Below are 13,742 nucleotides of genomic sequence, written 5' to 3'. Positions count from 1 at the left end.
GGCAATTATCTGACCTGCTCGGCCGTAAAGTATATTGTTTTCCTTTGGTCGCCAACAGGTAAAATGTCTTATTTTATAATAGGAAAAATAAGCATAGGCGGCTGCTATAACCGGCTGCTGTATCTTATACCGGCGGCTGAGTTAGTTTAAATAAACAATTAACACAAAACTCTGGGGATTAATATTTAGGTTTTAAAATTATAATGCAGATAAATCGCAGGAAATTTTTAGGGATAGGTGCTATAGCCGCTACAAGCGTAGCTTTATTAAATTCAAATGCAGTAGCCGCCATAGTAAATGGTGTAGAAGTAATAGGCCTTCAGCAACTACGTAAAAATTTCCTGCACCCACCAGATGAAGTAAAATCATCCTGTTACTGGTGGTGGTTTAATGGCCTAGTTGATAAAGAAGGCATCACCCGCGACCTGGAAGAATATCGGGATAAAGGTATGGGTCAGGTTTTGTTGGTAAATTCGGCAGGCGGGTTAGGGGGTGTTCCTTATCCGCAGGGGGCAAAACTATTTTCCGAAGAATGGAAAGAGCTTTACCGCCATGCCATGAAAGAGGCCAAGCGGCTTAAAATTGGTGTGGGAATAAATCTTTGCTCGGGCTGGGCTATGGGCGGCCCCTGGATAACCCCCGAACTTTCCGGGCGCTGGTACCTGCAATCTGAATTGGAAGTAAACGGGCCGCAAAATTTCTCGGGTAAGTTGCCTTTACCGGGCAATAGGGTGGGTTATGATAATGTATTCAATCCCCCGGGGGTTAAGGAATATATTGACTTACCTTTAGATAAACTGGATTACCGCGATACATCAATTGTTGCTATCCCGGCCGATTGCGGTAAAATAAAAGGGGACAGAGCTAAAGTGTTAGCAGCTAAAACCAACCATAAAGATGCCAGTAATTTTATATTGGCAGTTGACGTGATGAAACCGGTGATGCAACCCTGGGGCAATGAAGGGACAGACCAGGCAGCGCCGGTTAACATGATAATTGACCTTACCGGAAAGATGGATAAGGATGGCCGGCTGGATTGGGAGGTGCCTGTTGGCAATTGGAAAATAATCCGTACCGGGCACCGGATGACGGGCTCGCGCCTAATGATTGCCCAGCCGGAAGCCGATGGCCTTTCAGTGGATTGGTTTGATCATAAAGGAGTTGATCTGCAATTTGAAAAATGGGGGCGAATGTTGATTACCGAAGCGGCAAAGGTGGGTAATAAACCGCTATATTTTTGTGATGATAGCTTTGAGGATGGTTTTCCCAATTGGACTGCAAATATCCTGACACATTTTAAAAAGTACCGCGGTTATGATGCCGCGCCATATTTGCCCATATTGTCGGGCTATCTTATAGGCAGCGCCGAAATATCCGACCGTTTCCTTAACGATTACCGGAAAACGCTTGGCGATTTGATGGCCGACGAGCATTACAAACACTTTGCTGACTTGTGCCACACCGAAGGCTTGAAGGTGCAAAACGAAGCCGCAGGACCAAGCCGCTCTGGCACCATGTGTATGGACGGGCTAAAAAATTTAGGGCGAAGTGATTTCCCAATGGGCGAGTTTTGGCTTGGACCAAACCATGAGGATGAAAGTACGCTAACAGAAGACAAAGCTTATGGTGTATCGCGACTGGATAAGGGGCAAAATAAGGTTACAAAAATGGCGGCATCGGCTGCGCATATTTATGGGAAGGCTACGGTATCTGCCGAGTCGTTTACTACAATGCGACACTGGCTGGACTATCCCGGATCGCTAAAACAGGCGTTAGACCGAGCTTACTGCGAAGGTGTTAACCGTATTGCTATCCACACCTCAACCGCCAGCCGGCCAAAAGATGGCAAACCAGGTTACGAGTATGGTGCCGGAACGCATTTTAATCCTAATGTTACCTGGTGGGAAAAATCGAGCGCTTTTTTTACCTACGTAGCACGTTGTCAGTACCTGCTGCGCGCCGGCATATTTGTGGCCGATGTTTTGTTTTACAATGGTGACATCACGCCCAATTTGGTAGCCCAAAAGCATATCGATCCATCATTAGGCAGGGGTTATGATTATGATGTTTGTAATGAAGAAGTTTTACTTACCCGCGTAGCTACTACAAATGGGCGCATTATATTGCCCGACGGGATGAATTACGCGGTGCTGGTTTTGCCTGATACCCGCCTAATGCCTTTACCGGTTTTGCAAAGGATCAGCGAGTTGGTTAAGGCTGGCGCAACGGTTATTGGGCCCAAACCGATCCAGGATTCAGGATTGAAAAACTATCCGCAATGCGATGCTGAACTAAACGCGTTGGCAGCGATGGTTTGGGGTAAAATAGACGGCAAAGCGATCACACAAAACCATTATGGCAGCGGACAAATGATTTTTGGCGAAACTATACGGCAAGTATTATTAAACAAAAACATCCAGCCTGATTTTGAGTATGCGGCAGCAGAAGGGGGCTGGCTTGATTACATACATCGCAACTCACCGGAAGCAGAAATTTATTTTGTAACTAACCGTCATGGCAAGCCATTAAGGGCTGACTGTACTTTCCGTATTAGTAAACACGCGCCGCAGATATGGGACGCGGTAACTGGCAAAATTAAAGATAAGGTAAACTACAAAGTAGTAAGCGGCCGAATAATGATAGATTTAGCGTTTGAGTCTTTCCAATCCTGGTTTATTGTTTTCCCCCAAGCCAATGGGTTAACCACGCCATTAATTGCTCCTAACTTTCCTGAGTTAAAGACGATAAAGGAACTCACCGGAGCCTGGAATGTAGCCTTTGATGTTAAATGGGGCGGTCCAACGTCAGTGGTTTTTGAGACACTACAGGATTGGAGTCAAAGCAGCGATGAAAAGATCCGGCATTTCTCTGGCAATGCGGTCTACACAAAATTTTTTAATCTAGATGTAGGCTTAAAAACCCCCGTTTACCTTGATCTAGGCTTGGTGAAAAACATTGCTGATGTTACCTTAAATGGTAAACATCTGGGCATTGTATGGACCTCACCCTGGCGGATAGATATCTCGGCTGCCCTAAGAACCGGCGAAAATCAATTGAAAATAGAAATAGTAAACCTGTGGCTTAACCGGCTTATTGGTGATGCGGCATTACCGGCACAGAAGCGGTTAACCAATACCAATATCCCCGTCAAGGCCGATACGCCACTGCTACCATCAGGCTTGCTGGGGCCAATAACAATATTAGCCGAAAGCTAACAACCAATTTAAATTATGAGTTTGAACAGAAGAAAATTTATTAAATTAAGTTCGGCAACCGTGGCCGGATTGCCATTGGCACGCATCACCAAAAATGCGAATTGGTATGGTTTTACCGGTGAGGGTTTAGCGCCGGAAGGTGATCTGTATTCAGCTTTTAAAAATCCGGTTAATACGTCAAAACCGTTTGTTCGCTGGTGGTGGAACGGTAACCGGGTAGTAAAGAAAGAAATATCGAGAGAACTGGATATGCTTAACGCATTAGGTGTAGGTGGGGTTGAGATAAACTCCATTCGTTTTCCAGATACGTCCGACCCATTGAATTATAACGAGTGTAACTGGCTTAGTGATGAATGGCTTGACTTGATAGAATATGCCCTGGCCGAAGCTAAAAAGCGCGGCATGATATGCGATATCATCATGGGATCTGGATGGCCCTTTGGCGGCGAATTTTTAAGTAAAGAAGAGCAAACTCAAATAATGGCGCTGGGTACCAAAGATGTAACAGGCCCGCAAACAATAACTGTTACCAACGCCGAATTGGTAAAGATTGTTGACCCTGCATTTTCAACTAAAAACCCAAAGTGTTTTAAGGAGCTGGCTTATGTGCGCCTGGCACCGGCCAAGCTTGATAAGTTGGAGAGCGTAATTGATTTGGATGCGCAGATAACAAAAGATACGCTTATTGTTAATGTGCCCGAAGGCAACCATGTGCTTTATTTCCTGGTGAAAATAACCGGGTATATGAATGTTATTCTGGGGGCTCCCGGCGCATCAGGGCCGGTACTTAACCACTACAATAAAGAAGCGGTACAAAAGTATCTTGATAAAATGTCGGATGCCTTAACCCCTAAAATAGGACTGTTGGGCAACAAGTTCCGTTCGGTTTTTACAGACAGCATGGAGTTGCAGGGCACCAACTGGTGCAGTGATATGCGCGAGCAGTTTAAGCAACGCCGCAAATACGATTTAATGCCCTATTTTCCGTTCATTCTGTTTAAAATTGGCTCACAAGGTAGGCCTATAAAAGGGAAATATGGGTCGACTGTGGGCGATGAATTGAACGCTGTTTTAGAACGTGTGCGCTATGACTTTGAAATAACCAAGCACGAATTGTTTCAGGAACGTTTTATGGAAACTTTTGTCGTGTGGTGTAAAACACATGGTGTTAAATCGCGAATGCAAGCTTACGGCAGGGAGTTTCATCCCTCCGATTCAAGTATGCAACTGGATATTCCTGAAGGCGAAACCTGGCTGCGAAACTATGTAGGACAGAATTTAAAGGATTTCAATTACGTACAGGGCCGGGCTTATTCATCTGTCAACAAATTCGTTTCGTCGGCCGTACGGCTTACCGGTAAAAAGGTAATGAGCGCCGAGGAGATCACCAACACCGAGGTGGTTTTTAATGATACGCTTGAACGCATTAAACAAACCAGCGATCAAAGCAATCTCTCCGGGGTTAGCCACTCTATATTGCACGGTTTTAATTACAGTCCTCAAGAGGCGCCTTTCCCGGGCTGGGTGCGCTACGGTACGTTTTTTAATGAACGGAATCCCTGGTGGCCTTATTTAAAAGAGTTTGTAAGTTATAAAGGCCGATTATCAGGTTTGTTTCAAAACGCGGAAATGCAGTCAGACATCGCAGTAATGCACCCGTTGCCTGATTTGTGGAGCAAATTTAGCGCCCCATGGGACCCGTTTCCGGAAAAATCTTATCCAGAATACATGCACAATATTTGGGAAGCCATCCACCAAAATGGTAGCGGTTGCGATTACATAAGCGAAAGCATTATGCAAAAGGCGACGTTCCCTAACGGTAAGCTAACTTATGGACCAAGGCAGTATAAAACACTGATAGTTGTAGAAGCAGATACGCTACATTTAGATACCGTAAAAGCGTTTAAACGCTATGCGGATGCAGGCGGCCAGATCATCTTTATAGCGCGTAGGCCATCAAAGGCGCCGGGATTTTATAATTATGCCGACCTTGATAGGCAGATAGCCGCTGTAATGAATAGTATCAACAGCAAAAATGTATCTGTTTACCCGGCACCAACGCCTGATATCAAGATTGTTGATTGGTACCAGGGCTTGCAAAAACATTATATTCTGAAACCTTTTGTAACGCTTGATCAGCCACAAATAACGGTAGCGCAGGTACATTACAAAACCACAGATAGCGATGCCTATTTTTTCAGTAATTATAGCAATACCGACCGGTTTGAACTCAATGCTGAGTTTGATTTGGCGCCTAATAAAACAGCTTGGCTATGGAACCCTGAAACAGGCGAAAGGTATATTTACCCGACTGAGGGTAAAAAGAATAAATTAAAAATCAAGCTGGGCCCGGCCGATACGCAACTTATAGTATTTGATAATAATACCCAAGGCGAAAAATTTGTACAGCTTAGCCCGGGTACAAAGGTATTACAAACTATTGACAGCCCTTGGAATGTTGTATTGAATCATTATGACGGCACCCGCAAAACCCGAAAATTAGAAAGGTTAGTTGATTTCAAAGATGACAGCAAGTTGGTAGGTTTTGCCGGGAACGCGGTCTACGAAAATACTTTTACAATAAATAACCCCACCGAAGCACAAACTCTTAATTTGGGGAAGGTGGCCGGCGTAAGTGAGGTTACAGTGAATGGAAAAAACCTGGGTAACCGCTGGTATGGCGATCATATTTATCCTGTAAAAGGTGTGCTCAAGCAAGGCAATAACGTATTAAGTATAAAGTTAACCACTACTTTAGGAAACTGGATGGAAACCTCTTTGAAAGATAATAAAGATACGGTAAAGTGGCTTACCAATAAAAAACAGCCGTTGTACCCGCAGGGAGTAATGGGGCCGGTGGAACTGGGTTAATTGCGCTAAATAATAAGCAAAGGCATAGTTCTTTGATATCTTTTTATCAGGCTATTATTACTTTAATGCCCTTTTCTTCAATAGCTCTTATAGTGCTTTTAGACACCTTACTATCAGTAATAATATATTGCACCTGTTCAAAACCGCAAATACGGCCCAAGCCACGGCGGCCAAACTTCGTGCTATCTGCAAGTATGACAACAGTTTGTGCTGTATCTATCATTTTCTGATTCAACGATGCTTCAGAAAGGTTAGAAATGGAGATACCAAAATCAACATCAATGCCATCAACCCCAATAAAAAGGATGCTGCACGATATTTCGCTCAATACCCTAATTGCGTGCCCTCCAGCAACGGATGATGAGTTTGACCTTATTAATCCGCCTAATTGCAATACTTCAACATTCGGTCGGTTGCTTAACTCAAGCCCAACTTTGAGGGCGGGGGTAATTACTGTTAAATGGGTATTGGGATGCAGTGTTCGAGCCATTTCAAAAACCGTCGTTCCGGACCCTATCATTATAGAATCGGTTTGGCCTATCAGTTCAATAGCGGCGCGTGCTATCTTCTTTTTTTCGTCCGAATTGATAAATTCTTTTTCATAGATAGGCCTGTCTATAGCATAAGGATTATTGATAGATCCGCCGCCTCGTGTGCGGAACAAGAGATTCTTATCCTCCAGGAGCTTCAAGTCTTTCCGGATGGTAACGCCAGAAACAGCCATTTCCTCTACAAGCTCAATGATATTAACCTTGCCTTCCTTCTTTAATTTTTCAAGAATGAATTGGTGCCTGTCTGTGATGTTTTTCATTTAGCTGCTAAATATACTGCTAAAATAAAAAATTATTGTTTACCAAGCTTTAAGTTAATAAGGGCAATTAATTTCAAAAGATTTATTTTAATTAAATTTTGTTTTATTTTGTTTTAAATCATTTATTTGTTTACGTTTATTTAATTAAATGAAACAATTTGTAATTAATTAAACGGTGGTTAACAACGCCTGTTGCCAACTGCCAAGTATTAAACCAATTATAAAATTTAAAGCGTAAAAGGATGGTGCAAAAAGAAAATTCCTTATTTGATAAAATAGGTATGCCAAAAAACCTAGCCTGGGGCTACTTGGGTATACTGATATTTATGATGGGTGATGGGTTGGAGGGCGGTTGGTTAAGTCCCTATGTAATTAGCCGGGGTTTAAATATCCAGGAGTCTGCCTTATTGTTTACGGTTTACGGCATCACGATAGCTATTTCTTCCTGGTTTTCAGGCGTGCTAACTGAAAGTTACGGGCCACGTAAAACAATGCTGGCTGGCATCTTAATCTATATTATAGGTACGGCAGGTTTTGTTGGATTGGGCTTACCCGATATGCATTACTCTATAATGCTCGTTACATATGCGCTGCGTGGCTTTGGTTATCCTTTATTTGCTTATTCGTTTTTGGTATGGATAAGTTATCGCAGTCCGCAAAATAAATTAGGCACTGCGGCAGGTTGGTTTTGGTTTGTATTTACTGGCGGGCTGAATGTGTTCGGTGCATACTACTCAAGTTGGGCAATTGTCCATTTTGGTTACCTTACTACATTGTGGAGTTCTATCTTCTGGGTGTCGTTAGGTGCTTTTTTTGCCCTGGCGGTTAATCGCGACAGGTTTGAAACCAATACTGTTATTAATAAGACCAGCAAGTTTGACGAATTGATAAAAGGCTTTACCATCATGCGTGAAGAGCCAAAAGTTTTACTTTGTGGCCTTATTCGCATTATAAATACCACCTCGCAATTCGCCTTCTTGGTATTTATGCCTTCTTATATGGAACAACATGGTTTTTCTACCATACAATGGCTGCAAATGTGGGCCACCATTTTTATGTCCAACATTTTATTTAACCTGATATTTGGTTTTATAGGCGATTCCTTTGGCTGGAAAAACACAGTGTTTTGGTTTGGCTGCATAGGCTGCGCATTAAGCACACTATTGTTTTATTATTCGCCGGTGATATTTGGCAATAACTTTTGGATAGTGCTACTGTGCGGTTGCGTTTGGGGTTGTTTGCTGGCGGGTTTTGTGCCGCTAACTGCGTTAACCCCATCGCTGGTGAAAAAAGATAAAGGAGCAGCCATGGCGGTGCTTAACCTGGGTGCCGGCTTGGCCGTTTTTGTAGGCCCGGCTATTGTAGGCTTGTTTATTGGCAGTACAGGTAGCGTGGGCGTTATCTGGATACTGGCCGGCCTTTATGTTCTGGCTGCAATACTTACCTTGTTTGTTTCATTGCCTGGTAATGCTAAAACCGCGCATTTGGTAAACGAACTGGCGTTAAGCTAACGCCAGTTCGTTTACCAAAACATATTCAATTTTCCATAACTCCCGTTACAGGGATTTTATTGATCATACATATCTATGAAAATATTAATAACGGCACCATACAATATGCAGGGGCAAAATCAACTTTCCGACAAATTCGGGGAAGTAATTTACCGGGAATGGAAACAGCATGGCCGTGCCTACAATGAAGCAGAACTGAATCAATTGTTGGATGAAACCCAGGCCGATGCCTTGATAACCGAGCATGACCACGTGACTTCCGAAGTGATAAATGCACATCCCCACCTGCGGTTTATTGGTGTTTGCCGGGGCACACCGTCAAATGTTGATCTGGAAGCCGCTAAAGTACTGGGGATACCGGTCTTTCATACTCCGGCCCGAAACGCGCAGGCTGTGGCAGAAATGTTTGTGGCCAATGTGATCAATCTGATGCGAAACACTATTGCCAGCTGGCAATGGCTTACCGGTAAAAACTGGGGGGAGGGCACGCACACTTCGTACCTGCAATTTAAGGGCAATGAACTGGCCGGTAAAACTATTGGTATGGTAGGTTTTGGTGCTGTGGGACAGCGTATAGCCAAAATAGTTACATGTTTCCCTTGTCACATACAGTTTTACGATCCATACATAGAAAAAGGCTGGGACGATTACCAAAAAATCTCGTTAGCAGGTATTTTTGAAAGCAGCGATATAGTATCCATTCACCTGCCAGTGAACGAGCAGACCATAGGGATGATTGATAAAAGTTTAATCAGTAAGATGAAACCGAGTGCCATTTTTGTAAATACTGCCCGCGCCAGTGTTGTTAAAAGGGATGATTTGCTTTACGCGATAGAAAACAACAAAATACGTGGCGCTGTGCTTGATGTATTTGATTTTGAACCACCAGACGATAAAGATTATCGCTTCATTAACCATCCGAATGTTTTAGCTACTCCGCATACTGCGGGGGCGACGCACGAGGTGGAAGATCACCACGTGGACATTTTAAACAGCCGGATTTTTAAGTGGGCAGCCGAACTTGAAGCGCAAAAAAACATAGCTTAAACCAATGGCAAAAAAAGCATACATAATTATTGATATAGGTACCGGAAATGTACGCGTAGCGGTAGCGACTACCAATGGCGACATTTTAGGCATTGATCGGTGCGATATCATTTATCATAAGGATACTAATTACCCTGAAGCACTTTTTTTTGACCCTGCGCAGTTGTGGATTCAGGTAAGCGAGCTAACAAAAAGTGCTCTGACACAAGCCGGTGAGCTGGAAATTTTAGGCTTAACCTCAACCAGCCAGCGTGAAGGAATTGTGCTGTTGGATGAGCAAGGCAAATCACTTATCGGTTTGCCGAATATTGATCATCGCGGACGCGAATGGGAAGATATCATAGCCAGTAAAAGCTACGTATACAATTTAACGGGCCGTTACCCCACCTCTTTATTCTCTGCTATGAAATTGGTAGGTATCCGCGAAAAGCGTAAGGATATTTGGGACGAATTACACACTTTTTTAAGCATCAGCGATTGGGTAGAATACATGCTAAGCGGCGTGGCACATTACGAACATTCTCAGGCATCTGAAACCCTGATGTATGACGTGTCAGGAAAAACCTGGTCAGCTGATTTGTGCACGGTGTTTGATCTAAATCCCGAACTGTTACCAAAGCTAACAGACTCGGGCTCTGTACTTGGCAATATCAAACCGGAGGTTGCCGCAAGCTGGAATATTTCTGCTGATGCAAAAATTATTGTTGGCGGCGGCGACACGCAACTAGCGATTTTAAGCACACGACCGGAGATTGACGATGTGGTTATTGTATCGGGGACCACGACACCGATAATTAAACTTACAGGAAGTTATGTGACCGACGCATTGGAGCGCACCTGGACCGGCCGGCATGTAGACCAAAACAGTTTTATGTTTGAAGCTAATGCGGGTGTTACCGGGTTAAACTATCAGAGATTGAAAGAAGTGTTTTATCCGAATGAAGGATACGACGTGATTGAGAAGGAACTAGCCGAACTAACGCATTACAAATGTGTCGCTTCCTTAGGATCTATGCTAGCTGAAGAAAAATCGGCATTGACGGTGGGTGGCTTTATTTTTGAGGCGCCTGTATCACATCAGCTTTGCAGAGCTAGTTTTATATGGGCCACACTTTGGGATATGGCCTGCAGTATTGTAGAAAATTACCAAACACTCAACTCAGTTAGTCCGCATCATAAAAACTACGTTTGGGTTTGCGGCGGTGGTGTGCAAAGCCACACCCTGCGGCGCCTTATAGCAGCACTACTCAATAAAAAAGTAATGATGCGGGATAGCTACCGGCAGTCATCAGTGATGGGTGGCGTGTTGATATGTAACCAATCACTTGGTATCGTACAGCCATCTGCCGTAACACAGGAGATAGTTGAACCGGTGGCAAATGCAGCATACCACGCTATGTACACCGATTGGAAAAACACCCGTTCGCACTTCAAAAAAATACTGAACTAATGGCCTGTTTTATTGGAATTGATATAGGGACACAAGGCGCCCGCGTTGTACTTGTTAATAAACAAGGCACCATACTTGGCCAGGAAGAGCAGATTTTTCCGTTGAGCGACGAATCACGCGAGGAGCAATCGCCGGCTGAATGGTGGGAGGCATGTTATAACTCCCTGCTACGCTTGGTTAGTAGCGACGGAGCCAAGCAGGTGTTAAATGACATTGTAGCTTTATCGGTTACCTCTACTTCGGGTACGGTAATCCCGCTGGACGCTGATCACAAACCCCTTCATAACGCAATCATGTACAGTGATAAGCGTTCGGTTACCCAAGCTAAGCTATGTACCAATACCGCGCTAAAATATCATAACCAGGGTTACACGGCATTCAACATATCCAGCGGGTTAGCCAAAATGGTGTGGTTTGGCGATACTTACCCTGATAAAGCCAAAAACATAGCCAAATGGGTACATGCTGCTGATTATATTACGGGGCTATTGAGTGATGTTTGGGGCGTAACAGATTATACCAACGCTTTTAAATCTGGCTATGATGTAAGCGAATATTATTGGCCGGAATACCTATATACCAAACTTCCACTAAAAAAAGAATGGTTGCCTGAGGTTGTATCATCAGGCACAGTGATAGGAACTGTTTCAAAAAAAACAGCTCGCGCACTTGGCCTGCCATTAACTGTAAAAGTAACTGTCGGTCTTACCGATGGCTGCGCGTCGCAAATAGCATCAGGTGCCATTAGTCCCGGGCAATGGAATACTACCATTGGCACTACTATGGTTATTAAAGGAGTCACCAGAAAAGAGGTCGCAGACCCATTGGGCAGATTGTATAGTCATCGTCATCCGGCAGGTTATTGGATGCCCGGCGGCGCGAGCAATACCGGAGCTGACTGGGTAAGTAACAATTTTGCAGCTAAACTTACACAGCTTAATCAGGAAGCAAAAGATCTTATCCCAACCGGTTATATATCCTATCCGTTAAGACAAGAAGGCGAGCGTTTTCCGTTTATAGCAGCGAAGGCACGCGGTTTTGAACCAGAGGGATTAACCGAAGCGGAACGCTATACTGCCAATATGGAAGGCGTGGCATACTTAGAACGTTATGCATATGAGTTGATAGAACAATTATCAGGCGAGCAGGTAACCGCGGTGTATACCGCTGGCGGGGCAAGTAATAGTGATGTTTGGCTTATTATACGCAGCAATGTACTTAATAAACCCATCTATAAAATGAAAGATGTATCCGGAGCTGTAGGGGCGGCGATATTGGCGTCCTCAAAAACCTTTTTTAGCGATATTGTTCAGGCTGTAAAGCAAATGGTTTTGGTTGAGAAAGAAGTACACCCAACCGATAGTTTGACCAAGAATTACGAAAATAATTACCAGCGATTTTTAGAGATGATGCGTATTAAAGGATTCATAAAGGAAGAGGCCGATGCTTAACATTTATTTATTACGCCACGGTGAAACGCCATACAATGCTGAGGGTAACCGTTATTGCGGGCGCACTGATATAGGGCTTACAGACATAGGTGTAGCACAAGCTAAAGCGGTAAATCAGCGTTTAGCCGGTTTACATATTGATGCTGTTTACTCATCGCCATTGCAACGCGCACGCGTAACTGCCGAACTGGCAACTGATCGCGAGGTAGAGACAGACCAACGCATTATTGAAATAGATTTTGGTGAATGGGAAGGTAAAACACAATTAGAGTTTGCGGCCGATGACCCATTAAGTTGGGAAGCCTGGGCAAATGATCCGGGCGAGAACCGCGCGGGTCGTACAGGCGAAACCGGCAATCAGATTGTGAAACGTGTAGATGCCTTTTACCAGGATATGCTGCGAAAGCACGCTGATCAAGCAATTGTGGTAGTTGGCCATAACGGCATTAATCGGTTGTACATGGCTTACAAATTAGGAATGCATTTAAAAAACTACCGTCGTATCTTTCAGGAAAACTCAGCCATCACACTTATTCAATTGGACGGTAATGGTGAACTGACATTGAAAAAACTTAACGCATAAATCATTATAGAATTAAGGAATACTCTCAACGCTCTTTTCTTACAGGAAAGGGCGTTTTTGTGCGATGGGGGTGAAATAGGGGTATTTATTTGAGTTACATTGACTGAAATCGACCGCTTCAATTTACTATACTCTCATCTTGAAGTTGATATTAATTAATATCATGCTTCTGAAAGTTATATCCCCTATTTAATCCCCCGTTAACCTAATCAGGTGACAAATCCTTGTCTCTTTTCAAATAGAAATGTGTTTTTAATTAGTCCGCACCGGAATAGAACTCATTCTTTTTTTGATTTTACATAGTATTGATAATATTTCTAAAAGAAAAAACGGTTAAATCAGTATTTGATAAAGCACATATATGTAACAGTTCAGCGCGAGTACTAAGATTGAGGATATAAGTAATTAGTATATTACCCGAGGATATAGACAGGCATTCTTATTTTGTCGATTAGACAATTTAAATTGCCTAGGGTGAGCATTCATGTCGTAAGCCAATATAAGGGTCAGTTAGTTTTAAAACTTCACCGTAGGCATTAAAAATTGTTAAAAAACAATTCATCGTAGGTGCTGAACTGCAATTACAATAGTTTTGTAAAAAGGACTATATAGATGATGCTATCTCCTCATCAGTATCAATGCCATATCGCATAAATCCCTTGCATACCCACATCGCCTGAGATAATTCTCTATTTTAAATTACTTCTGAAATGACCTTAATTATTTGATGCTTGCCTCTTTTTTGATTTGATCCAATTTTTTCTCTTTTATTAAGAGGTTGCTTCTTTAAAGAAGTATATATT

At 43.2% G+C, this 13,742-nt stretch carries 8 protein-coding genes; 7 read left to right on the top strand and 1 reads right to left on the bottom strand.

What is annotated here, in order from left to right:
* Nucleotides 1-203 precede the first annotated feature (203 nt).
* A complete protein-coding gene (locus tag JWQ34_RS01475) occupies nt 204-3,215 on the top strand; it encodes a glycosyl hydrolase (protein WP_299352867.1) in 3,012 nt (1,003 codons plus the stop codon).
* Nucleotides 3,216-3,230: 15 nt separating this feature from the next.
* Nucleotides 3,231-6,086: a glycosyl hydrolase gene (locus JWQ34_RS01470; protein WP_299352864.1), complete on the top strand. Its 2,856-nt coding sequence runs from the start codon at nt 3,231-3,233 to the stop codon at nt 6,084-6,086.
* Nucleotides 6,087-6,132: 46 nt separating this feature from the next.
* Here JWQ34_RS01470 and JWQ34_RS01465 read toward each other — a convergent pair whose 3' ends face one another.
* Nucleotides 6,133-6,897, bottom strand: coding sequence for a DeoR/GlpR family DNA-binding transcription regulator (locus JWQ34_RS01465; protein ID WP_299352861.1), 765 nt, complete (start codon nt 6,895-6,897; stop codon nt 6,133-6,135).
* Between the two features lie 242 nt (nt 6,898-7,139).
* On the opposite strand from JWQ34_RS01465, the gene JWQ34_RS01460 reads away from it, so the two are divergent.
* The 5 genes from JWQ34_RS01460 (at nt 7,140) to JWQ34_RS01440 (ending at nt 12,939) form a co-directional block, all read left to right on the top strand.
* Nucleotides 7,140-8,408, top strand: a complete 1,269-nt coding sequence (locus JWQ34_RS01460) for an MFS transporter (protein ID WP_299352859.1) — start codon at nt 7,140-7,142, stop codon at nt 8,406-8,408.
* Between the two features lie 75 nt (nt 8,409-8,483).
* Nucleotides 8,484-9,455 carry a 2-hydroxyacid dehydrogenase gene (locus JWQ34_RS01455; protein ID WP_299352857.1) on the top strand — a complete coding sequence of 324 codons (972 nt, stop codon included), beginning with the start codon at nt 8,484-8,486 and terminating at the stop codon, nt 9,453-9,455.
* 4 nt (nt 9,456-9,459) lie between these two features.
* The gene (locus tag JWQ34_RS01450) at nt 9,460-10,905 is read left to right on the top strand and encodes an FGGY family carbohydrate kinase (protein ID WP_299352854.1); all 1,446 of its coding nucleotides are present in this window, start codon (nt 9,460-9,462) and stop codon (nt 10,903-10,905) included.
* The gene (locus JWQ34_RS01445) at nt 10,905-12,356 is read left to right on the top strand and encodes an FGGY-family carbohydrate kinase (protein WP_299352852.1); all 1,452 of its coding nucleotides are present in this window, start codon (nt 10,905-10,907) and stop codon (nt 12,354-12,356) included. The genes JWQ34_RS01450 and JWQ34_RS01445 overlap by 1 nt, the downstream gene beginning before the upstream one ends.
* Nucleotides 12,349-12,939: a histidine phosphatase family protein gene (locus JWQ34_RS01440; protein ID WP_299352849.1), complete on the top strand. Its 591-nt coding sequence runs from the start codon at nt 12,349-12,351 to the stop codon at nt 12,937-12,939. The genes JWQ34_RS01445 and JWQ34_RS01440 overlap by 8 nt, the downstream gene beginning before the upstream one ends.
* The last annotated feature ends 803 nt before the right edge of the window (nt 12,940-13,742 follow it).

The sequence above is a fragment of the Mucilaginibacter sp. genome, from assembly GCF_028288185.1.
Lineage (GTDB): Bacteria > Bacteroidota > Bacteroidia > Sphingobacteriales > Sphingobacteriaceae > Mucilaginibacter.
Note: the sequence above shows the minus strand (reverse complement) of the source record. Positions and strands in the feature narration are given on the sequence as shown.